The sequence below is a fragment of the Macellibacteroides sp. genome (assembly GCF_050251695.1).
Classification (GTDB): Bacteria; Bacteroidota; Bacteroidia; order Bacteroidales; family Tannerellaceae; genus Macellibacteroides; species Macellibacteroides fermentans.
Genome location: NZ_JBFWMI010000019.1, coordinates 15139 through 36661, shown reverse-complemented (window position 1 = coordinate 36661; position 21523 = coordinate 15139). Strand labels below are relative to the sequence as shown.

General features: G+C 39.8%; 21 protein-coding genes. 11 read left to right on the top strand and 10 right to left on the bottom strand.

Annotated features, from left to right (window positions below; genetic code table 11):
• Positions 1 to 94: 94 nt before the first annotated feature.
• Positions 95 to 1381 carry a DEAD/DEAH box helicase gene (locus AB7E53_RS04800; protein WP_446774467.1) on the bottom strand — a complete coding sequence of 429 codons (1287 nt, stop codon included), beginning with the start codon at positions 1379 to 1381 and terminating at the stop codon, positions 95 to 97.
• Positions 1382 to 1502: 121 nt separating this feature from the next.
• Here AB7E53_RS04800 and recQ point away from each other — a divergent pair, with 121 nt between their 5' ends.
• Positions 1503 to 3362 carry a DNA helicase RecQ gene (gene recQ, locus AB7E53_RS04795; protein WP_179399431.1) on the top strand — a complete coding sequence of 620 codons (1860 nt, stop codon included), beginning with the start codon at positions 1503 to 1505 and terminating at the stop codon, positions 3360 to 3362.
• 301 nt (positions 3363 to 3663) lie between these two features.
• Here recQ and AB7E53_RS04790 read toward each other — a convergent pair whose 3' ends face one another.
• From AB7E53_RS04790 to pyrB, 4 genes are read right to left on the bottom strand one after another with little or no spacing between them, the layout of a single operon-like run.
• On the bottom strand, positions 3664 to 4380 hold the full coding sequence (locus AB7E53_RS04790) for a porin family protein (protein WP_446774465.1): 717 nt from the start codon (positions 4378 to 4380) through the stop codon (positions 3664 to 3666).
• Between the two features lie 8 nt (positions 4381 to 4388).
• Positions 4389 to 4955 (bottom strand): flavin reductase family protein, encoded by a 567-nt coding sequence (locus AB7E53_RS04785; protein ID WP_079682047.1) that lies wholly within the window; start codon positions 4953 to 4955, stop codon positions 4389 to 4391.
• The gene (gene pyrI, locus AB7E53_RS04780) at positions 4952 to 5416 is read right to left on the bottom strand and encodes an aspartate carbamoyltransferase regulatory subunit (RefSeq protein WP_068185533.1); all 465 of its coding nucleotides are present in this window, start codon (positions 5414 to 5416) and stop codon (positions 4952 to 4954) included. Before pyrI ends, AB7E53_RS04785 begins: the two co-directional genes overlap by 4 nt.
• Before the next feature lie 13 nt (positions 5417 to 5429).
• The gene (gene pyrB, locus AB7E53_RS04775; RefSeq protein WP_079682046.1) at positions 5430 to 6344 is read right to left on the bottom strand and encodes an aspartate carbamoyltransferase; all 915 of its coding nucleotides are present in this window, start codon (positions 6342 to 6344) and stop codon (positions 5430 to 5432) included.
• 172 nt (positions 6345 to 6516) lie between these two features.
• Here pyrB and AB7E53_RS04770 point away from each other — a divergent pair, with 172 nt between their 5' ends.
• The gene (locus tag AB7E53_RS04770) at positions 6517 to 8862 is read left to right on the top strand and encodes a transglycosylase domain-containing protein (RefSeq protein ID WP_446774464.1); all 2346 of its coding nucleotides are present in this window, start codon (positions 6517 to 6519) and stop codon (positions 8860 to 8862) included.
• A 21-nt stretch (positions 8863 to 8883) separates the two neighbouring features.
• On the opposite strand, the gene AB7E53_RS04765 is transcribed toward AB7E53_RS04770, so the two are convergent.
• From AB7E53_RS04765 to AB7E53_RS04750, 4 genes are read right to left on the bottom strand one after another with little or no spacing between them, the layout of a single operon-like run.
• Positions 8884 to 9465 (bottom strand): Maf-like protein, encoded by a 582-nt coding sequence (locus AB7E53_RS04765; RefSeq protein WP_446772964.1) that lies wholly within the window; start codon positions 9463 to 9465, stop codon positions 8884 to 8886.
• Between the two features lie 43 nt (positions 9466 to 9508).
• On the bottom strand, positions 9509 to 10030 hold the full coding sequence (locus tag AB7E53_RS04760) for a KdsC family phosphatase (RefSeq protein WP_446774461.1): 522 nt from the start codon (positions 10028 to 10030) through the stop codon (positions 9509 to 9511).
• The gene (locus AB7E53_RS04755) at positions 10023 to 10790 is read right to left on the bottom strand and encodes a Rossmann-like and DUF2520 domain-containing protein (protein ID WP_446774459.1); all 768 of its coding nucleotides are present in this window, start codon (positions 10788 to 10790) and stop codon (positions 10023 to 10025) included. Before AB7E53_RS04755 ends, AB7E53_RS04760 begins: the two co-directional genes overlap by 8 nt.
• Complete coding sequence (locus tag AB7E53_RS04750; RefSeq protein ID WP_446774458.1) at positions 10787 to 11347, bottom strand: nitroreductase family protein; 561 nt, start codon at positions 11345 to 11347, stop codon at positions 10787 to 10789. Before AB7E53_RS04750 ends, AB7E53_RS04755 begins: the two co-directional genes overlap by 4 nt.
• A gap of 118 nt (positions 11348 to 11465) precedes the next feature.
• On the opposite strand from AB7E53_RS04750, the gene AB7E53_RS04745 reads away from it, so the two are divergent.
• The 6 genes from AB7E53_RS04745 to AB7E53_RS04720 all read left to right on the top strand — a co-directional run bounded on the left by AB7E53_RS04745 (position 11466) and on the right by AB7E53_RS04720 (position 18552).
• A complete protein-coding gene (locus AB7E53_RS04745) occupies positions 11466 to 13880 on the top strand; it encodes a TonB-dependent receptor (RefSeq protein ID WP_446774456.1) in 2415 nt (804 codons plus the stop codon).
• Between the two features lie 133 nt (positions 13881 to 14013).
• Positions 14014 to 14424, top strand: a complete 411-nt coding sequence (gene mce, locus AB7E53_RS04740; protein WP_068185566.1) for a methylmalonyl-CoA epimerase — start codon at positions 14014 to 14016, stop codon at positions 14422 to 14424.
• Between the two features lie 35 nt (positions 14425 to 14459).
• Complete coding sequence (locus AB7E53_RS04735) at positions 14460 to 16013, top strand: acyl-CoA carboxylase subunit beta (RefSeq protein ID WP_079682039.1); 1554 nt, start codon at positions 14460 to 14462, stop codon at positions 16011 to 16013.
• A gap of 21 nt (positions 16014 to 16034) precedes the next feature.
• Positions 16035 to 16931 (top strand): OadG family transporter subunit, encoded by an 897-nt coding sequence (locus tag AB7E53_RS04730; protein WP_179399425.1) that lies wholly within the window; start codon positions 16035 to 16037, stop codon positions 16929 to 16931.
• A gap of 24 nt (positions 16932 to 16955) precedes the next feature.
• Complete coding sequence (locus tag AB7E53_RS04725) at positions 16956 to 17387, top strand: biotin/lipoyl-containing protein (protein ID WP_179399424.1); 432 nt, start codon at positions 16956 to 16958, stop codon at positions 17385 to 17387.
• 4 nt (positions 17388 to 17391) lie between these two features.
• On the top strand, positions 17392 to 18552 hold the full coding sequence (locus AB7E53_RS04720; RefSeq protein ID WP_179399423.1) for a sodium ion-translocating decarboxylase subunit beta: 1161 nt from the start codon (positions 17392 to 17394) through the stop codon (positions 18550 to 18552).
• A gap of 64 nt (positions 18553 to 18616) precedes the next feature.
• On the opposite strand, the gene tsaB is transcribed toward AB7E53_RS04720, so the two are convergent.
• Complete coding sequence (gene tsaB / locus AB7E53_RS04715) at positions 18617 to 19309, bottom strand: tRNA (adenosine(37)-N6)-threonylcarbamoyltransferase complex dimerization subunit type 1 TsaB (protein ID WP_446774454.1); 693 nt, start codon at positions 19307 to 19309, stop codon at positions 18617 to 18619.
• A 93-nt stretch (positions 19310 to 19402) separates the two neighbouring features.
• Here tsaB and AB7E53_RS04710 point away from each other — a divergent pair, with 93 nt between their 5' ends.
• The 3 genes from AB7E53_RS04710 to nadD all read left to right on the top strand — a co-directional run bounded on the left by AB7E53_RS04710 (position 19403) and on the right by nadD (position 21514).
• On the top strand, positions 19403 to 20275 hold the full coding sequence (locus AB7E53_RS04710) for a YicC/YloC family endoribonuclease (protein WP_068185579.1): 873 nt from the start codon (positions 19403 to 19405) through the stop codon (positions 20273 to 20275).
• A 3-nt stretch (positions 20276 to 20278) separates the two neighbouring features.
• Positions 20279 to 20845: a guanylate kinase gene (gene gmk, locus AB7E53_RS04705; protein WP_446774452.1), complete on the top strand. Its 567-nt coding sequence runs from the start codon at positions 20279 to 20281 to the stop codon at positions 20843 to 20845.
• 114 nt (positions 20846 to 20959) lie between these two features.
• On the top strand, positions 20960 to 21514 hold the full coding sequence (gene nadD, locus AB7E53_RS04700; protein WP_079682037.1) for a nicotinate (nicotinamide) nucleotide adenylyltransferase: 555 nt from the start codon (positions 20960 to 20962) through the stop codon (positions 21512 to 21514).
• Positions 21515 to 21523: the final 9 nt, after the last annotated feature.

Genomic DNA, 21523 nt, shown 5'->3' with positions numbered 1-21523 from the left:
AAACGATAAAACAGGAAAATAATACTCATTTACGAATCAAAAAAAGAGGCTTTCAATAAATTTGAAAGCCTCTTTAATATACAAATAGAATGTATTATTTCTTTTTGGGAGCAGTGTTAGCGTTACTTCCTTCTGCCCTCTTCTTATTTCTCCAGTAACTGCCGTCGCGCTTGCTTCCAAACATATTCCGGCGTTTAGACTCTTCTTTGATTGCCTTGTTCTTCTCGGCAACAGCTTGCTTTACCTGGGCAGTTTCAAAAGGATTACCTCCCGCAGCCGGTATCTGTTTTCCGATCAGTTTATGAATGTCTTTCAACAATGGCATCTCCTCTGCATCGCAAAACGAATAGGCAACTCCACTTCGTCCGGCTCTGCCTGTACGGCCGATCCGGTGTACATAAGTTTCCGGCACATTGGGCAATTCGTAGTTTATTACGTGCGAAAGGTTGTCTACGTCTATCCCTCGGGCTGCAATATCGGTTGCAATCAAAACCCGTGTAGATCCATCTTTAAAATTTGAAAGGGCACGCTGACGGGCATTCTGACTTTTATTTCCATGAATAGCCTCTGCAACGATCTCATATTTTACAAGTGATTTGGCAATCTTGTCGGCTCCGTGCTTGGTTCTTGCAAAAACAAGTACAGATTCCAACGACTTGTTTGCCAGCAAAGAGGTAAGAAGAGAAATCTTATCCTTCTTTTCCACATAGTATACGTACTGGTCGATCGTATCAACTGTAGAAGATACAGGAGTAACCTCAACCTTTTCGGGCTTGTAAAGAATCGTACTTGCCAGTTTTTCAATTTCGGGAGGCATCGTTGCCGAAAAGAACAGCGACTGACGCTTTTTGGGCAACAAGGGCAGAATACGTTTGATATCGTGTATAAATCCCATATCCAACATCCGGTCGGCTTCATCCAGCACAAAGAAATCAAGACTTTTCAGACTTACATATCCTTGATTGATCAGGTCGAGCAGACGTCCGGGTGTGGCGATAAGAATATCCACCCCACGTTGCAACGCATCGGTTTGAGGCTTCTGTCCCACTCCTCCAAAAATAACTGCATGGCGAAGGTTGGCATAACGTCCGTATGCTTCGAAACTCTCGTCAATCTGAATAGCCAGCTCACGCGTTGGTGTAAGAATAAGCGCTTTAATACCTCTGCTACGCTCTTTCTGCTGCTGATTGTATAGTTTCTGTATGATGGGAATGGAAAATGCGGCTGTTTTACCTGTGCCCGTCTGTGCACACCCCAATAAATCGTATCCGTCTGTTACTATGGGAATGGCTTCTGCCTGTATGGGTGTCGGGGTGGTGTATCCTTCTTGTTGTAAGGCCTTTCTAATAGGCTCTATTAAGTTTAAATCTTCAAATGTCATGTAATGATTGGGTGAGCCTCGCGGCTCGTTATGTAAATATTGGGTGCAAAGGTACAACAAATATGCCAGACATTAACTATCTTTGCTATCTAAATCATGATTGAGAGACCAAACTGAAACGATGAAGGAGATTGAGGCGTTATTAAAAAAGTTTTTTGGATATACTTCCTTTCGCCCCTTACAGGCGGATATTATCAAAAGAATACTGGATAAAAAAGATTCACTGGTGCTGATGCCGACCGGTGGAGGTAAATCCATCTGCTTTCAGTTGCCGGCTATTTACCTGCCGGGTACGGCTGTTGTAATCTCTCCTCTGATTGCCTTGATGAAAGACCAGGTGGAAGGCCTGTTATCTAACGGAATACCTGCTGCTGCACTTAACAGCAGTATGCCCGATGCCGAACGACAACGCATCAAACAACTTTGCATGCAGGGGAAGGTGAAGCTTCTGTATATTTCACCCGAGGGATTGATGGGGGAAGTGGATTGGTTGCTTCCACGTATGGATATTTCTTTGATTGCCATCGACGAGGCTCACTGTATCTCGCAATGGGGACATGATTTCCGTCCGGAGTACACCCAACTGGCCGTTCTGAAAGAGCGTTTTCCAAAGGTCCCTATCGTTGCTCTGACGGCCACCGCTGATAAGATTACGCGGCTGGACATACTCAATCAGTTGAAACTGAATGATCCCCAAACCTTTATTTCGTCGTTCGACAGACCAAACCTATCGCTTACCGTTAAAAGAGGTTTCTCAAAAAAAGAAAAGATTGCCTCCATCGTTCATTTTATCAATGCCCGCAAACAACAAAGCGGGATTGTATATTGCATGAAGCGAAGTGACACGGAAGAATTGGCGGAAGCGCTAAACTCCTATGGTATAAAGGCTATTGCCTACCATGCGGGATTAGCACCTGCCCGACGTGAAAAGGCCCAGGATGACTACATAAACGACCGGTTCGATGTGGTTTGTGCAACTGTTGCCTTTGGTATGGGGATCGATAAAAGTAACGTTCGTTGGGTAATACACTATAACATGCCCGGAAGCATTGAAAACTATTATCAGGAAATCGGGCGCGCCGGACGGGATGGTTTACCCAGCGATACCTTGTTGTTTTATTCTTTGGGCGATTTGGTCTTGCTCCGTCGTTTTGTGGAAGAGAGCGGACAAAGCGATATCACTTCCGAAAAGCTGGAACGTATGAAGCGGTACTGCGAAACCGATGTTTGCCGTAGGCGGATATTGCTTAGTTACTTTGGTGAAGAGGCAGAACACGATTGTGGTAATTGTGATGTGTGTAAGAATCCTCCTCAACGGTTCGACGGCACAATACTGGTACAGAAAGCGCTAAGTGCAGTGGTACGCACGGGTGAGCGGGTTGGCATACAGATGCTGATTGACATCTTGCGGGGGTCGTTCCGCCAGGAGATCAGGCAACATGGGTATGATCAGCTGAAGACTTACGGTGCAGGTCGGGATCTTTCATACAAAGAGTGGAAAGAATATGTTTATCAGATGCTGCAGTTAGGCTACGCTGAAGTGGATTATGCAGCCGGACGTACGCTTAAGGTTACTCCACTGGGAAGCAAGGTTCTTTACGGCGAACTAAAAGCCCAACTGGCTACCTGGAACGAAGATGAAAACACGGATAATTATTCCGACAAAGGTTCGCGAGGAACACGTGAGACTAAAAAGAAATTTAAAGCGAGTCCGATTCGTCCCATCGATTCAGATTCTATAGAAGAATCCTTGCTGGACTCACTCAGACAACTTCGTAAACAGTTGGCCGAAAGGGAAAGTATGCCTGCATACATTATTTTCAGCGATCAATCGCTTCAGGATATGGTTGAAAAGAAGCCCGTTACGCTGGATGAGTTTAGTGAAATAATCGGAGTTGGGCAGATTAAGCTGGATAAATACGGAAAAGTATTTGTCTCTCTGATCCGTTTTGTTCTTAAATTACCAAAGCTCAATTTCTAGAACTGGAATCTTACTGAATAGCTGATGCTCTTAGATAATTAAAAAGGCGTATCCTCACGGACACACCTTTCTACCTTTGAGCGTTTTGACTATTTTACCCATTCTCCTTTATTTTCAGGAAAATCGTTGTGTGTAACTTCTTACACAACAAAGTATATGAAAATACCGTGCCAAAACAGGATATAAAAACCTATCATCGGATAATCAGCTTAAATACAATGATTTATAATAACACACAAAGAATGAACACCTGGGGAAACATGTGTAACACTGTGGAATATTTCCTCAATAAAACGGGGAATTAAAACAATATTCCGAGGGAAAAACTCATTTTATTGGTTCTGTTCTTCAAACTGAAGTTACTTTCGTAGGGTAAAAGAGTGGTTTGATAAGAGAAATCAGTTTTGGATTGATTGATACCGAATTCATAATAAAAATCAAAGAACATCCGCCAAATACTTACCGACACTCCGGTTACGGCATTAACACCATACGGTTTGCTTTCGCCCGACAGCTTAAAAGTTTCCGGATTACCTACGGGTGAAAAATCTTCCGTAACCCTGTACCTTAATTTCGGTCCGGCCTGAAAACTGAGACAATAAGGATAAGATTTTACCATATTGAACCCTAAAAGCACCGGCACTTCAATTGTATTTGTCTCCACATTGAATCCTTCTGAAGAGACTGCAGATGTACTTTTAAGATACGTTTGATCTATACCATCAGGCAACGAATAGTTGATACTTCCGTCTGCGTGGTTCCATTCCACACCCGGCATAATAAAAAACCGGTCGATATTTATACGGCAAAACAGTGCAGCAAGGTAACCTACTTTGTATTGAAGATTCACATTTTGCGCCTCTACCCCTTCTATTGTCAACGAGTTGATAATAGGAAGTGTTGAGCTGAACCCGAGTTTCGCTCCAAACGAAAAACCTTCTGTTTCGTTTTTCTGTGTCTGAGCTCCTCCAGTAAATGCAATAATCAACAATACTGTAAGTATACCTAATTTCTTCATTTCAATATTTATTTTTTCTTTTTAACCGACCAGCCGAATTTACCGATCAGCTCTCCTAATCCATAATACTTTCCATGAGAATACGCCAACAAATCGGCTCTTTGCATATCGAAAGCCCCTGTTTCTGGATCGAGGTAGGCATCGTCTGCCTGTACATTTACCACATCGGCAATAAACATATCGTGGCTTCCAAGTGCTAATACCTCTTTCACCCGGCATTCAATACAAAGAGGAGACTCTTCAATTATAGGTGCACTGACTAACTTTGACTTGCCGGGAGTAAGATTCATTTCATTAAATTTGTTATAATCTTTACCGGAACTTACACCGCACCAATCGGTTGCATAAGCCATTTCTCGGGTAGTAAGATTGATTACAAATTCCATATTCTTTTTTAGAATCGGATACGAATGCCGTCCGGGCCGTATGGATATATAACACATAGCCGGATTGGTACATATAGTACCGACCCAGCTGACTGTTATAATATTGTACTCGGAAGGTTCGCTGCCACAACTCACCATTACAGCAGGTACCGGATAGATCATTGTACCCGGCTTCCAGTCTTGCTTCATAAAATAATAATATCTTCTTTATTTATTTTTCTTTCGCAGTAACGGCATTTTACGGTTCCCGACTCCTTATCTATCACATCAAAGCGGGTTGGCATCGGTTCGTTGTTCGTTATGCATTTGGGATTGTTACATTTAACCAGCCCAACCAGTTCATCAGGGAGTTCAACGGTTTTCTTCTCAACAACCTCGTAATCGCGTATGATATTCAGAATTACATTAGGAGCTATCAGGGCGATGCGGTTAATCACATCTTCTTCAAAAAACTTATCGGCAATTTTGATAATACCTTTGCTTCCCATCTTTTTACTATGGAAATTGTTCCCGATTGTAATTGTGTTTTCAAGTTCTTTCAAACTTAACATATCGGCTACCTTAAATAGCTGACGGGGGGGGATATGATCAATGGCGGTACCGTTCTCCAAAGCGGCAACCTGCAACTCTTTTTTCTTTTCTGCTGACATAACTGTACTGCTTTTAAATAGTAATTCCTAACACTTCGCAAATAATGGCCTGACGGGCAAAAAGTCCATTTCGTGCCTGCTGTATGTAATAGGCTTTAGGACTATCGTCTACATCATACGCAATTTCATTTACCCGTGGCAGCGGATGCAAAACACGCAAATTATCTTTGCTATTCTCCAGCATCTGACTTTTCAGGATATATACATTCTTCACTCTCTGATACTCTTCGAGGTCTGTAAACCGTTCGCGTTGAACACGTGTCATATACAAGATATCTGTCTCGTTGATAACCTCTTCCGAGAAAGCGGTGTGTTCATAATACTTTATGTTGTGCTTGTCGCAAAACAACTTATACTCGTCGGGCATTCGCAATTCGTCTGGTGCTACAAAATGAAAAGTAGGATTAAAATGCGACATCCCGCTGATTAAAGAATGTACCGTACGTCCGTATTTAAGATCTCCCACCATGGTAATGGTAAGATCGGTAAGTTTGCCTTGAGTCTTCTGTATGGAATATAAATCCAACATGGTTTGAGAGGGATGTTGATTGGCTCCATCTCCGGCATTGATGATTGGAATATCTGTAATTTCGGATGCATATTTCGCTGCTCCTTCAAGATGATGCCTCATTACAATCAGATCTGCATAGTTACTAACCATAAGGATGGTATCCTTTAAGGTTTCTCCCTTGGAAGAACTGGTAGTTGAAGCATCCTGAAAACCAATCACTTTACCGCCTAAACGGTTGATTGCGGTTTCAAAACTCAAACGGGTGCGGGTGGACGGTTCAAAAAAGAGCGTTGCTGCTACTTTGCCTTCCAACAAATTCCGATTTGGATTATCTTCAAACTTTCTGGCATTATCCAGAATACGAAGAATGTCCTCCTTGGTACATTGATCGATCGAAACTAAACTTTTACTTTTCATATGCTATATCACTGCTTATGTCACAAAAGTATGGAAAAAATCAGAGACGATATAGTCGGCAGCCTTTTTTTATCATTGTTTTTTAGTTTAAAGATTATGTTTATTGGATTAACAATAATTATAACAGGAAATAGTTACCTTTGCGGTTTCATAATGAAAGAAGGTAAAAAAGATGACATCAAACGCTCGTAAAAAGATCATTATTGGTTTTTGGGTATTCTACGCTGCAGCAGCTTGTGTAGCAGTATTGCTTTTTATTGCCATAGCCAATGGTTCGGTAGGCTACATGCCTCCTGTTGAACAATTGGAAAATCCAATTGACAAATATGCTTCTCAAATAATTTCCACCGATGGAAAAACATTGGGTAGCTATGCCCACAGTAAGGACAACCGTTTATTTGTAAACTACAAAGACCTCTCGCCCGAACTGGTCAAAGCCCTTATCGCAACAGAAGACAAGCGGTTTACAGACCACTCCGGAATCGACGTAGCAGGACTTTTCCGTGCCATTGTAAAACGAGGAATCCTGATGCAAAAAAGCGGAGGTGGTGGAAGTACCATCACACAACAGTTGGCAAAACAACTTTTTTCACCCAGTGCAGATAACGTGGTTGAACGTTTGTTTCAAAAGCCTATTGAGTGGGTAATCGCCGTACAACTGGAGCGATTCTATACGAAAGAGGAGATCATCAATATGTATCTGAATAAGTTCGATTTCCTATATAATGCAGTGGGTATCCAATCGGCTGCCAGGGTTTATTTTAGTACCACTCCAAAAGCATTAAAGATTGAAGAAGCTGCCACGCTTGTGGGTATGTGTAAAAATCCTTCCTACTATAACCCGATTCGTCATAACGAACGCACCAAAGGCCGGCGAAATGTTGTTTTGGATCAAATGTATAAAGCCGATTATATTACCAAACAGGAACGAGATTCGCTGTCATCGTTACCTCTAAAGGTGAAATTTACGCCAATGGATCACAAAGAGGGACTTGCTGCCTACTTTAGAGAATATTTACGTCTGACTCTTACAGCAAAAAAACCCAAAAGGAGTAACTATGCCAGCTGGCAGTCGCAAAAATTCTCGGAAGACTCGTTAGCTTGGGAAACAAATCCTCTTTATGGATGGTGCAATAAGAATAAAAAAGCCAATGGAGACTACTATAACCTATATGACGACGGACTACGAATCTATACCACAATAGATTCCCGCATGCAAAAGTATGCAGAAGATGCCGTAAGAGAACATGTAGGCGGTACATTACAACCCATGTTCTTCCAGGAAAAAGCAAAAAGAGATTATGCTCCTTTTTCCAGAGATTTACGATTGGGGCAGGTTGACACCATTCTTACACGTGCTATGCAACAAACCGATAGGTATCGTGCTTTGAAAGCAAATGGTTTAAGCATGGAAGAGATTAAAGCGGAATTTAAAAAGCCTGAAGAAATGCGGGTATTTAGCTGGAATGGCCCAGTCGATACGATCATGTCTCCCTGGGATTCCATACGTTATCACAAATCATTCCTTCGTAGTGCCTTTATGGCTATGGACCCGCATAGCGGACATGTCAAAGCATATGTAGGCGGCATCGACTATAACGATTTCCAATATGATATGGTAAATGGTGGTCGGCGTCAGATTGGTTCTACCATGAAACCGTTCCTGTATTCTCTTGCCATGATTGACGGCTTTACACCTTGCGATGAAATGTTGCATGTGCAGCAACAACTTCGGGATGAAAACGGAAACCTATGGGTTCCAAGAAATGCCGGAGCAAAGCGCGTTGGTGAAACTGTTACAATTAAGTGGGGGTTGCAAAATTCTTCCAACTGGGTAACAGCCTATCTGATGGGGCAGCTTTCTCCATATACATTTGTACGTTTACTTCATTCCTTTGGATTAAAGAATTACATAGATCCGGTAATATCGGTGTGTTTAGGAACGCCAGACGTTTCGGTAGGCGAAATGGTTACCGGATATACTACGTTTGCCAACAAAGGGATTCGGGTTGATCCGGTCTACGTTACCCGTATTGAGGATCAGTTTGGCAATACAATTGCAAGCTTCACACCAACAATGAGTGAAGTCCTTACAGAGGAGGCCTCGTACAAAATGTTATATATGCTACGGAGTGTTGTAGACGGTGGTACTGCCAGCCGTATCAGATACAGATACAACATTACAGCTCAGATGGGTGGTAAAACCGGAACTACTCAAAACAATTCCGACGGTTGGTATATGGGATTTACCCCTAGCCTGGTTGCCGGATGTTGGGTTGGTGGTGAAGACAGATCCATTCACTTCGATCGGTTGAACGAAGGACAGGGAGCCAGCATGGCTTTACCTATTTATGGTCTGTTTATGCAGAAAGTATATGCCGACAAATCCTTGGGTTATCTGGAAAGTGAAGTTTTTGAAGTTCCGGAGAAATACAGTAATCCATGTGGTAAACCTGTTTCGGAACAAGAAAACAATACCCCCGAAGAATCCGGAGGTATTGATGATATCTTCAAATAAATCAGCTGTTCTGCCGCGAACTTAAAAGGCTTTGAGTTCGCGGTAGAGCCTCTGAACGGGCAATCCCATTACATTAAAAAACGACCCATTAATCGCTTCTGCCCCGATATATCCGATCCACTCTTGTATTCCATAGGACCCGGCTTTATCATAAGGTTTATATTTATCTACGTAATATTCAATATCAGAAGGCTCCAGATAACCGAAACTCACGGCAGACGAGACAGAAAAATTAGTACTCTTGTTCTTTGTAACAATACAAACTCCTGTTATTACTTCATGAACTCGGTTGGATAATTTCATCAGCATCTTAATTGCGTCTTCGCGGTCAGATGGTTTTCCAAGAATCTCTTCGAAAGTCCAGACTACCGTATCTGCGGTAATAAGCAATTCGTCTTCCTGCAAAAAAGGGGCATAGGCATCTGCCTTTTTCTGTGCGACATGCATAGGTATCTCCTCGGGAGACAATCCCTCGGGATATGATTCATCAACATCTCCATTTACTTTAACTTCGAAAGAGATATCCAAGCCGGCCAACAATTCTTTTCTTCTGGGAGAATTGGATGCTAAGATTATTCTATACTTATCTAGATTGGACAACATAGGTTTCTGTGTTTTTCAATTATATTTTAATATTTTCCAGGAATTACCAACCGAACGCTTCTCCCGTCAGCCATGTTCCCTGTGTTTTCATCGTTTGCTCTATCACATCACGTGCAATTCCCTCTCCACCGTTTTTAGATGAGATGTAAAGCGAAATATCCTTTATTTCGGAAGCTGCATCCGCTGGCGCTACAGGCAAGCCAACCAGCTTCATTACTTCATAATCAGGAATATCATCTCCTGCATACAGGACCTCTTCAGGTTTTAAACCGGTAAGATTCATAAAATCAGTATAATCTTTCATCTTAACGGAGCTCCTCATATAGATATACTTAACCCCCAAACGTTCAAAACGCATTTTCACAGAATCGGTATACCCTCCGGTTATGATTGCGACCTGATATCCTTTCTTTACAGCAAGCTGTAAGGCATACCCGTCTTTAATATTAACAGTACGCATCGGATCTCCGTTGGGATGCAGAGGTATGACGTCTTTAGAAAGAACTCCATCCACATCAAAGATAAACCCTCTGATTTTTCTTAAATCATAATTTATACTACTCATTGCTGGATTCTTTATGTATATTCCGGCTGATTAACCGGTAAAGCTCTTTCATATTTGGGTCGGAAAGAAGCTCTATATGTTTTTCAATAATATTTTCATCATATCTGATTGCCGGTCCGGTTTGCGCCTCGCGGGCAGAAAGCTGATGCACCTTGGCTGCTGTTTCATCAATAAGGGGCAAAAGAAATGCCTCGGACAAACTTTGTTCCTGCAATATTTTAGATGCCATCAAATACATGTGATTCGTAAAATTACAAGCCCATACAGCTGCAAGATGCAAATGTTTTCTCTTTTCCGAAGAAAGAGAGATTACCTGTCTTGTAAGCTTACCTGCAAAAGATAACAAATATGCTTCGTCGCCGGCAGAATTTGATTCAATAAACACCGGCACAATACTAAAATCTATGTCTCTATTTTTACTGAACGTCTGCAGAGGATATAATACCCCATACCTATCATTATATCCTTCAAATACACCCATCGGAACACTTCCAGCAGTATGAAGCCAAAGACCTTTATTTTGGGGAATTTTATGAATCAAATCAAGTAAGGCAGAATCTTTGACTGAAAATATATAAATATCAGCATCGTTTACAATGGACTCTGGTTCGGTAGTAAAACTGCATGAAAGTTTATTGGCTAGCAAACTTGCATGGGATTCTGTCTGACTGTAAACCTGGACGACTTCAATCCCAGCCCCTTTCATTGCCAGAGAAAGGTGGGTAGCAAGGTTTCCAGATCCGATAAACACCACTTTCATGACTCAGAGGATTCTGATTCGGATGGAAAAACAAATTTATCTATGTGAATCTTTTCCCACTGCAAATGTGTTTCATCAAATGGCTTCCTGTCTTGGTCTTTATAGCCAACTCCGATAATAGAAAGCACTTCCATCTGATAAGGTATATCCAGCAAGTCTCTTACATATTGAGCAGAATCAGTCTCTCCGGCTGTTTCACGATTTCTAATCTGGCACCAACAACTGCCTAAGCCCAAATCTTCGGCCTGAAGTTGGATATAAATAGAGGCAACCGATGCATCTTCAACCCACACATCACTTTCCATAGGATTAGCTAACACAACAATAGCAAGTGCAGCAGTTTCAAGAAAAGAAGAACCGTTCTTCTTACAAGATGCCAGTTTCTGCAACATCTCTTTATTTTCAACGAGCACAAACTGCCACGCATTACTTCGTTTTGAAGATGGAGACATTAATGCTGCTTTTAATAACGATTCAACTTGTTCGGGGCTAAGTAGCTGGTTTGTAAACTTTCTGATACTTCTTCTTTTTTTAATCAGTTCTGCAAAGCTCTCCATTATTCTCTATTTAGATGATAAATTGTTTGAATTTCGACAAAATTAATAATATTTTTATCACTCCGGGTATACGCTTCTTCTTTTTTTCTCGTTAAGTATTACTAGTAAGATACAGAATATGAAAATACGTGCGATTGCAGCACTGCTATATATTATCATTTCCGCAACCACGCTGGCTCAAGGGCGGATCAAAATTTCCGGGTACGTACGCGACGCGGATGGTAATCCTATTGAACTTGTAAACATCCGTGTAAAAAATTCTCTGAACGGTTCTATGAGCAACGACAAAGGCTTTTATGCTTTACATGTGGCTGCCGGAGATTCGCTCACGCTTGTTTATTCGTGTCTGGGATACAACAAGGCCGAACGCATAATACCCAAAGCCGACCGTGACATGCGGCTTAATGTGCAAATGAACAGTACATCACTCAACTTGGGAGATGTAACAATAACCGCAATCCGCAAACAAACCACCACCATGGAAACGTTGGATGCAAACCGGATAAGGCTCCTCCCCGACCCTGCCGGGGGAAGTATCGAATCTTTGGTGGTTACGTATGCCGGAGTTTCATCAAGCAATGAACTTAGCTCTCAATATTCGGTCAGAGGAGGAAGCTATGATGAAAACATCGTATATGTTAATGGAATTGAAGTATTCAGACCCTTGCTGATCCGGTCCGGCCAACAGGAGGGACTAAGCTTTATCAATCCTGAACTCACTGAATCTGTCAATTTTTCGGCCGGTGGATTTGAGGCACGTTACGGAGATAAGATGAGCTCGGTTTTGGATATCAATTACAAAAAGCCTAAATCGCTGGAAGGTTCAGCTTCTCTGAGCTTTCTTGGTGCAAGCGCTTATGTTGGAAGCAGCATCGGCAAATTAACTCAAATCACCGGTATCCGTTACAAAACAAACCAATCGCTATTGAATACAATGGATACAGACGCTGAATTCAATCCTACTTTTGTTGACTTACAGTCGTATATAACTTATCAGATCACTCCAACTTTGGATGTCAATTTCTTAGGAAACGTCTCAATAAATAATTACAAATTCACACCTTTTACACGCGAAACTTCTTTTGGAACAACGTCTATGATTAAAAAATTCAAGGTTTATTTTGATGGACGTGAACAGGATAAGTTTGAAACTCTCTTTGGTGCAATGGTAATAAAAAAAAGGCTGACCGAGCAAACGGAGTTAGGTCTTCAAGCCTCCGCGTTTTCAAGCAAAGAAGAAGAAACGTATGATATTTCAGGCGAATACTGGTTGAATGATTTAGGTGAAGAGAACAATACGGACGACGACGCATCTTCTGCTTTGGAGGTTGGAACCTATCACGAACATGCAAGAAACAGACTCAACTCCAACATCATCACTATTGGGCATTATGGTGAAAGCAAATTAAAAAACAACACCTTGAAGTGGGGAGTTAATGTTCAACTCGAGAAGATAAAAGACCGAATTAATGAGTGGGAAAAACGTGATTCGGCTGGATATTCTTTACCTTACACAGGATCGGAGGTAAGTCTTATTACAAATCTGTATTCTAACAATAAGCTGGAAAGCAGCCGGACTTCCGGTTACCTGCAAGACAATTTCAAATTCAGGACCAAGCATGGATTATTTACATTGGTAGCTGGTATCCGGGGAAGTTATTGGAGTTTCAATAAAGAATTCATTTTCAGCCCGCGTGCTTCAATCGGCTTTATTCCTAACTTCAATCAGGATCTTACATTCCGTTTTGCCTCCGGCATTTACTATCAGTCTCCTTTTTACAAAGAAATGCGTGTTACCAAACAAGATGAGCAGTCCAATAATGTTGTAGTTTTAAATGATGCTCTGAAATCTCAGCAATCAGTGCATTTTATATTAGGGGGAGATTATACATTCCGCGCAGCCGAAAGAAACTTCAAAATATCAACTGAAATTTACTACAAAATGATGGATAAACTTAATCCTTATACAGTAGACAATGTAAAGATAAGATATTACGGTGAAAACTGCGCCAATGGCTATGCGTTAGGGATGGACGTTAAGTTTTTTGGCGAATTTGTTCCCGGAACCGACTCATGGCTGAGCTTTTCAATAATGAAAGCAGAACAAACAATCAGAGACAAGGTAACAGTACCAATGCCTAATAGCCAAAGATACAATGTTTCTCTATTTTTTCAAGACTATTTTCCTGGTTATAAAAAGGTTAAATTAAATCTTAAAGGAGTGCTTGCCGGAGGATTACCTATTACAGCTCCCAGAAAAGGATATGAAGATGGATTCTTTCGTATGTCTCCTTACAAAAGAATTGATTTGGGATTATCCTATCAAATTGCTGGCGCAACAGAAGAGATCATGCAACGAGGGATAATGAGTAAATTAAAAAACATTTGGATTGGAGTGGATGTCTTTAATATTTTGAATATAAAAAATGTCAGTTCATATTATTGGGTGACCGACATTTACAACCAGCAATACGCCGTTCCGAATTATCTAACAGGCCGTCAACTCAATCTGAGATTAATTGCTGAATTCTGAAAAAACTCAATTATTCATTTTTAGGCTGTCAGAATTGATATATCATTGGATAAAATTAAAGAAATATTTCACCATTGTATAAAAAGGATGTACATTTGCAGCAATAAAAAATCATTTAATTTATTAATATATCATGGAAATTACGCATATTGAACATTTAGGTATTGCTGTAAAAAGTATTGAAGAGGCACTGCCCTACTACGAACAAGTTTTAGGTTTGAAATGCTATAACATCGAAGAAGTTGCAGATCAAAAAGTAAAAACAGCTTTTTTTATGGTTGGCCAGACTAAAATTGAATTACTCGAACCAACAAGCGAAGAAAGTGCAGTTGCCAAATTTATTGAAAAGAAAGGCGAAGGCATTCATCACATTGCATTTGCCGTTCCTTCTGTTGCTGAAGCATTGGCCGAAGTAGAAGCTAAAGGTGTTAAATTGATCGACAAAGCTCCAAGAGGTGGTGCCGAAGGACTTAATATTGCATTCCTTCATCCGAAGTCAACTTGCAGTGTGCTCACAGAACTTTGCGAACATCCTGAAAAATAATTTATTACTTTATTCTAATATCAAAATATAAAAACATGAGTAACCAACTTGAAAAAGTAAAAGAGCTGATTCAATTACGTGAAAAAGCTCGTATCGGAGGTGGAGAAAAGAGAATTGAATCTCAGCACAAGAAAGGTAAATATACTGCCCGTGAAAGAATTGCCATGTTGCTTGACGAAGGTAGTTTTGAAGAATTCGACATGTTCGTTCAGCACCGTTGTACCAATTTCGGTATTGATGCCACTAAATTTTTAGGAGATGGTGTTGTTACCGGATATGGAACAATAGATGGACGTCTTGTATATATATATGCACAGGATTTTACTGTATTTGGAGGAGCACTTTCTGAATCATTGGCCATGAAAATCTGTAAAGTGATGGACCAGGCAATGAAAATGGGTGCACCGGTAATTGGATTGAATGACTCTGGAGGTGCTCGTATTCAAGAGGGTGTAAACGCCTTGGCAGGTTATGCAGAAATTTTCCAGCGTAATATTTTGGCTTCTGGCGTTGTTCCTCAGATTTCTGGAATTTTTGGTCCATGCGCAGGTGGAGCCGTTTATTCTCCTGCATTGACCGACTTTAATATCATGACCAGAGGTACCAGCTATATGTTCCTCACAGGTCCTAAGGTTGTTAAGTCTGTAACTGGAGAAGATGTTACACAAGAACAATTGGGTGGAGCTAGTGTTCACACTACAAAATCTGGTGTTGCTCACTTTGCAGTTGACAACGAAGAAGACGGATTGAAATTGATTCGCCAACTTATCAGCTATATGCCGCAAAACAACTTGGAAGAAGCACCACTTATGGAGTGCAACGACCCTATCGATCGTTTGGATGATGCATTGAATGACATCATTCCTGATGAACCTAATAAACCTTACGACATGTATGAAGTGATTGGTACAATCATTGATAATGGCGAATTCCTTGAGGTTCATAAGGACTATGCTCAGAACATTATTGTTGGTTTTGCCCGCTTCAACGGTCAGTCTGTTGGTGTAATTGCAAATCAACCTAAAATAATGGCTGGTTGTCTTGATAGCAACGCTTCACGTAAAGCAGCCCGTTTCGTTCGCTTCTGTGATGCATTTAATATTCCTTTGGTTACGTTGGTTGACGTACCGGGATTCTTACCAGGTACTGGCCAGGAATACAATGGTGTAATTCTTCACGGAGCTAAACTTCTTTATGCTTATGGAGAGGCCACAGTTCCTAAGGTTACTGTAACTTTAAGAAAATCGTATGGTGGAGCTTATTGCGTGATGAGTTCAAAACATCTTCGTGGTGACATGAACTATGCTTGGCCAACTGCTGAAATTGCAGTAATGGGACCAAGTGGTGCTGTTGAAGTTATCTTTGCGAAAGAAGTTGCATCAGCAGAAGATCCCGCTAAAGCTCAGATTGAAAAAGAAGAGGAATATAAAAAAGCATTTGCAAATCCGTACAATGCAGCTCAATATGGCTATATTGATGATGTTATCGAGCCTCGTAACACCCGTTTCCGGATTATCCGTGCTTTGCAGCAGCTTCAGACTAAGAAGTTGACAAACCCTGCAAAGAAACATGATAATCTACCTTTATAATTCATAAAAAAGGAGATGAATATGATAAAAAAGAAAATAGGGATACTGGTTTTGTTTGCAACATTATTCTCTTTAGGGATTAATGCTCAACGTGCCACATCCATAAGAATAAATGAAATATTAGTTGTCAACGAAGATAATTATGTTGACGATTATGGAAAACATAGTGGTTGGATTGAGCTGTTTAACAGTTCTGCAGGGACTGTAGATTTGAAAGGTTGTTATATTACTAACGACAAGAACAATCTTACAAAATATATGATTCCCAAAGGTGATGTTCTTACAAAAATACGTCCAAGACAACACACTCTCTTTTTTGCTGACAATAATCCTGGAAGAGGAACATTTCACGTAAACTTTGTTCTTGATCCATATATGGATAACTATATTGCCATTGTTGATGCAGATGGTAAAACATTAATTGATGAAGTTACAGTTCCAGCAGGTCAAATTGCAGACACAAGTTATGGTCGTTTGATAGATGGTGAAAAAGAATGGGCGCAACTTACCAAAGTAACTCCCAGCACAAACAATCTTACACTTGATTCAAATGAGAAAATTGATAATTTCAAACAAAATGATTCCTTTGGAATTGGAATGACAGTAAGTGCAATGGCTGTTACTTTTATGGGATTATTATTATTATATCTCATATTCAAACAAGTGGGAAAAATATCCATCGCTGCTTCTAAACGAAATGCAAAAAAGGCAAAAACAGGAGCCATTAATGCTGAAAATGATGATCTAGCAGGAGAAGAGGCTGGTGAAGTTTTTGCAGCTATTGCGACGGCACTATATGAAGTAACAGAAGATGTACATGATCTTGAAAACACTGTTCTAACTATACATAAAGTTACCAGAAACTATTCTCCATGGAGTTCAAAACTCTACGGCCTGCGTGAAATTCCAAGAAAATAATTTCAATAAAAAGAAATATAAACAATGAAACAGTTTAAATATACAATAAACGGGAATGTTTACAATGTTACCGTTAACAATGTCGAAGACAATTTTGCTGAAGTAGAGGTAAATGGGACTCCTTACAAAGTGCAGATGGACAAACCTGCAAAAAAACAAATGGTGACATTAAAAAGACCTGCTCAAGCACCAACTGCAGCAAATGGGGCCCCACTAGTATCGCGTCCCGTTACTAGTAGTTCTGCCGGAGCAGTGAAATCACCCCTGCCAGGTGTTATTTTAAGTCTGGATTGTAAGGTGGGTGACACTGTTAAACGTGGACAAAAGATAGCAGTCCTTGAAGCCATGAAAATGGAAAATAACATCAATGCAGACAGAGATGGTAAAATTTTAGAAGTAAAAGTAAACAAAGGTGATTCTGTTCTGGAAGGCGCGGATATCGTTGTAATTGGGTAACGTTATGCAAGAAAGTTTTATATCATTTTTAGGAGAGAATCTCCAAACGTTTCTCTCATATACAGGTATTTACAATGCAACACCCGGTCATCTCATTATGATTTTGATTGGACTGTTGTTTATTTTCCTGGCAATCAAATATGAATTCGAGCCTATGTTGTTAATTCCAATTGGTTTTGGAATTTTAATTGGCAATATTCCATTTAAAGATGCTGGCCTTCAAGTTGGAATCTATGAGGAGGGATCTGTCTTAAACATTCTTTATCAAGGTGTAATGCAAGGATGGTATCCTCCATTAATTTTTCTAGGTATTGGTGCTATGACAGATTTCTCAGCGCTAATTTCCAATCCGAAACTAATGCTCATTGGTGCAGCTGCTCAATTCGGTATTTTTGGAGCTTATACAATTGCATTACAAATGGGTTTTGAGCCTAATCAAGCAGGAGCAATTGGAATCATCGGTGGTGCTGATGGTCCCACTGCGATCTTCCTTTCATCTAAGTTAGCCCCTAATTTAATGGGTGCAATTGCGGTATCAGCATACTCGTATATGGCATTAGTTCCTATTATTCAACCTCCTTTTATGAGACTTTTAACTACTCAAAAAGAGCGATTGATACGAATGAAACCACCAAGAGTAGTATCATCAACAGAGAAAATTATTTTCCCTATTGTTGGTCTACTACTAACCTGCTTTCTTGTTCCTTCAGGTTTACCATTACTTGGCATGTTATTCTTCGGAAATTTATTAAAAGAAAGTGGGGTAACACGTCGTTTGGCAGAAACCGCAAGAGGACCACTTATCGACACAATAACTATTTTATTAGGGATTACTGTTGGTGCTTCAACACAGGCTACACAATTTCTCACAGTAAACTCCATCAAAATTTTTGGTTTAGGGGCTTTGTCGTTTGTTATAGCAACTTGCGCAGGAATCCTCTTTGTGAAATTTTTTAATTTATTTCTTAAACAAGGTAATAAAATTAATCCACTCATTGGAAATTCTGGTGTATCGGCAGTTCCTGATTCTGCACGTATTTCACAAACTGTTGGATTGGAGTATGACCCCACCAACTATTTGTTGATGCACGCAATGGGACCAAATGTAGCCGGTGTAATCGGCTCTGCAGTTGCTGCAGGTATTCTTTTGGGATTCTTAGGTTAATATCTTAATTCCTACATATAAAAAAAGCGGCTTTCGGGCCGCTTTTTTTATATGTAGGAATTAATTAAAAAACCTTATTTCGTGCTACAGTGGCAACAAAATCTTTCAAATAAAAAGGCTCAAAATAGGCAACATCCTTAAATTCTCCTTTAATAAAAGCATCTTCAGCCAATAAAGCCATATCTTCAGCCAATGGATAAATCTGATCCATAAACATAGCATTGGGATGTGTAATTACAGTCTTACACTTTTCGGCTCCATTTCCAAAAAAGCAGACAGGACCCTTATTCAAAAATTCTTCGTAAGTTTCTAGTGTTATAATATCAGCAGCAGTCTCACGACAAGTAGTCAATTCCCTATCAAATATGGATGCATATACCTCCATACGCCGGGCATCCAACATCGCACAATACAGAGTTTCATTCGCTTTATTATTTAATGAAATGGCTTTTGATGCGATTATTTTAAGTGTGGGAACCGCTATTAAAGGTATTCCATAGCCAAAACAAAGGCCTTTCGCCATAGATACACCAATACGTAAACCGGTATAAGATCCGGGCCCACTACTTACAGCTACAGCATCTAATTTTAATTCATTATTTTTAATGAACTCCAAAGCCTCTGCAACAAAAGTTCCTAAAAGAACAGAATGAGAAGGACCTTCGGTTGATTTGTTGGCAAATATAACATTACCGTCTTGACACAAGGCTGTTGAACAAACGGAAGTCGAAGTCTCGATATTTAAAATATATGACATAATTACTAGTTTTAAAGTGCAAAATTACATTTTTATACAGTATAACAATCATTGTTAGAAATAAAAAGTAACTTTGCACAAAGTTTAAGAACTATGATACAATCTATGACTGGGTTTGGCAAAGTTACAGCCGAACTTCCTTCCAAAAAAGTAACTGTAGAAGTGAAAGCACTTAACAGCAAACAGCTGGATCTTTCCACTCGTATTCCTGGAATTTATAAGGACAAAGAAATGGCGGTACGAAGTTTATTGCTTCAGGAAGTGGAACGTGGTAAAGTGGACTTCTCTATCTTCATTGAATATATTGGTAAAGATACTCCAACACAAATAAATCTTGCTGCAATTGAAAGTTACTATAATCAGATCAAGGACGTTTCTGAGAAACTAAATATTCCGGTTCCGGCTGATTGGTTCACAACTTTATTACGTTTGCCTGAAGCAATCAAATCAGACATTGCTGAAGTTGATGAAAGCGAATGGGAGTTAGTGATGAAAACAATTAAAGAAGCAATCAAGCATCTTAAGGAATTCCGGCTACAAGAAGGAGCCATGCTTCAGAAATTATTTGAACAAAAAATAGGAAACATTGCTTCTTTACTGGATCGTATTGGTGAATTCGATGCAGAGCGTATTGAAAAAATAAAAACTCGCATCAGTGAGAGTATTGCTAAATTAAACGGAGTTGAAATAGACAACAACAGGTTTGAGCAAGAAATGATATATTACATTGAAAAGCTGGATGTTAACGAAGAAAAAAACAGACTGGACAATCATTTGAAGTATTTTATAAGCACCATGAACAATGGCCATGGACAAGGAAAGAAACTTGGATTTATAGCCCAGGAAATTGGCCGCGAAATAAACACTCTGGGATCAAAGAGTAACCATGCAGAAATGCAGCAGATTGTTGTACAGATGAAAGATGAACTGGAACAAATTAAGGAACAAGTATTAAACGTTTTATAATATATGGCTGGTAAACTTGTTATATTTTCTGCGCCATCAGGCTCGGGCAAATCAACCATAATTAATTATCTATTAACACAGAATTTAAATCTTCATTTTTCCATTTCGGCAACCAGCAGGTCTCCGAGAGGAAATGAAAAAGACGGTGTGGAATATTATTTTCTCACACCAGAGCAATTCAGAGCAAAAATAAACGAAGGTGAATTTCTTGAATACGAAGAAGTTTACACCGATAAGTTTTATGGAACTCTGAAAAGTGAAGTCGAGCGGATTTTAAACGAAGGGAACAATGTAGTATTTGATGTAGATGTGGTTGGAGGGTGTAATATTAAAAATTATTACGGAGATAAAGCTCTTTCCATTTTTATCCAGCCACCAAGTATTGAAGCTCTGCGCGACCGTCTTGTAGGAAGAGGAACAGACAGTATGGATGTAATTGAAACCAGACTGACTAAAGCCTCATTTGAAATGAGTTTTGCTTCCAAGTTCGATAAAGTGATAATTAATGATAATCTTGAAAATGCAAAAACAGAAACGCTTCAGGTTATCAAAGCCTTTTTAGATTATTGAAAAAAGGCAAAAAAATAATAGGACTTTTTAATATAAATCATAGGACTTTTTGTTCAAAAAGTTAGTACTTTTTTGAATAAAAGTCCTATCTTTATTCAGCATTAACAACTGATAATGAAACAAACAGGAATATATCCCGGCTCTTTTAATCCAATTCACATCGGACATCTGGCATTGGCTAATTATTTATGTGAATTCGAAGGACTTGATGAAGTCTGGTTTCTTGTTACACCTCATAATCCATTAAAAGTAAAGACCGATTTGATGGACGACGAGTTTCGATATGAATTAACCCAAAAAGCGATTGACGGATATCCGAAATTCAAAGCAAGTAATTTTGAATTTCAGTTACCTCAGCCCTCTTACACCATTCAAACATTAGATGCATTAAGTGCTGCTTATCCTGATCACAATTTTAGCCTCATCATCGGTGCAGACAATTGGCTGAGTATTGACAAATGGAAAGATCCGGAAGTATTGGTTTCAAAATACCATTTACTAGTCTATCCCAGGAAAGGTTATGATGTAAAAATACCTTCAAAGTTACCCAATGTTAAGTTGGTTCAAGCCCCGATAATAGAAATTTCGTCTTCATTCATACGCAAAGCACTTGAAGACGGAAAAGATATTCGCTTCTTCTTACCTGAAGCGATACGAAATATGCTTTAAATTCATCTA

Excerpts from the sequence above, each read along its gene's own strand:
- tsaB (WP_446774454.1), bottom strand. The coding sequence starts at position 19,309 with ATGTCATATATTTTAAATATCGAGACTTCGACTTCCGTTTGTTCAACA.
- gmk (WP_446774452.1), top strand. The coding sequence starts at position 20,279 with ATGGCTGGTAAACTTGTTATATTTTCTGCGCCATCAGGCTCGGGCAAA.
- AB7E53_RS04790 (WP_446774465.1), bottom strand. The coding sequence starts at position 4,380 with ATGAAGAAATTAGGTATACTTACAGTATTGTTGATTATTGCATTTACT.
- AB7E53_RS04725 (WP_179399424.1), top strand. The coding sequence starts at position 16,956 with ATGAAACAGTTTAAATATACAATAAACGGGAATGTTTACAATGTTACC.
- AB7E53_RS04735 (WP_079682039.1), top strand. The coding sequence starts at position 14,460 with ATGAGTAACCAACTTGAAAAAGTAAAAGAGCTGATTCAATTACGTGAA.
- pyrI (WP_068185533.1), bottom strand. The coding sequence starts at position 5,416 with ATGTCAGCAGAAAAGAAAAAAGAGTTGCAGGTTGCCGCTTTGGAGAAC.
- AB7E53_RS04800 (WP_446774467.1), bottom strand. The coding sequence starts at position 1,381 with ATGACATTTGAAGATTTAAACTTAATAGAGCCTATTAGAAAGGCCTTA.
- mce (WP_068185566.1), top strand. The coding sequence starts at position 14,014 with ATGGAAATTACGCATATTGAACATTTAGGTATTGCTGTAAAAAGTATT.
- AB7E53_RS04770 (WP_446774464.1), top strand. The coding sequence starts at position 6,517 with ATGACATCAAACGCTCGTAAAAAGATCATTATTGGTTTTTGGGTATTC.
- recQ (WP_179399431.1), top strand. The coding sequence starts at position 1,503 with ATGAAGGAGATTGAGGCGTTATTAAAAAAGTTTTTTGGATATACTTCC.
- AB7E53_RS04765 (WP_446772964.1), bottom strand. The coding sequence starts at position 9,465 with ATGTTGTCCAATCTAGATAAGTATAGAATAATCTTAGCATCCAATTCT.
- AB7E53_RS04745 (WP_446774456.1), top strand. The coding sequence starts at position 11,466 with ATGAAAATACGTGCGATTGCAGCACTGCTATATATTATCATTTCCGCA.
- AB7E53_RS04730 (WP_179399425.1), top strand. The coding sequence starts at position 16,035 with ATGATAAAAAAGAAAATAGGGATACTGGTTTTGTTTGCAACATTATTC.
- nadD (WP_079682037.1), top strand. The coding sequence starts at position 20,960 with ATGAAACAAACAGGAATATATCCCGGCTCTTTTAATCCAATTCACATC.
- AB7E53_RS04720 (WP_179399423.1), top strand. The coding sequence starts at position 17,392 with ATGCAAGAAAGTTTTATATCATTTTTAGGAGAGAATCTCCAAACGTTT.
- AB7E53_RS04760 (WP_446774461.1), bottom strand. The coding sequence starts at position 10,030 with ATGAGTAGTATAAATTATGATTTAAGAAAAATCAGAGGGTTTATCTTT.
- AB7E53_RS04785 (WP_079682047.1), bottom strand. The coding sequence starts at position 4,955 with ATGAAGCAAGACTGGAAGCCGGGTACAATGATCTATCCGGTACCTGCT.
- pyrB (WP_079682046.1), bottom strand. The coding sequence starts at position 6,344 with ATGAAAAGTAAAAGTTTAGTTTCGATCGATCAATGTACCAAGGAGGAC.
- AB7E53_RS04755 (WP_446774459.1), bottom strand. The coding sequence starts at position 10,790 with ATGAAAGTGGTGTTTATCGGATCTGGAAACCTTGCTACCCACCTTTCT.
- AB7E53_RS04710 (WP_068185579.1), top strand. The coding sequence starts at position 19,403 with ATGATACAATCTATGACTGGGTTTGGCAAAGTTACAGCCGAACTTCCT.
- AB7E53_RS04750 (WP_446774458.1), bottom strand. The coding sequence starts at position 11,347 with ATGGAGAGCTTTGCAGAACTGATTAAAAAAAGAAGAAGTATCAGAAAG.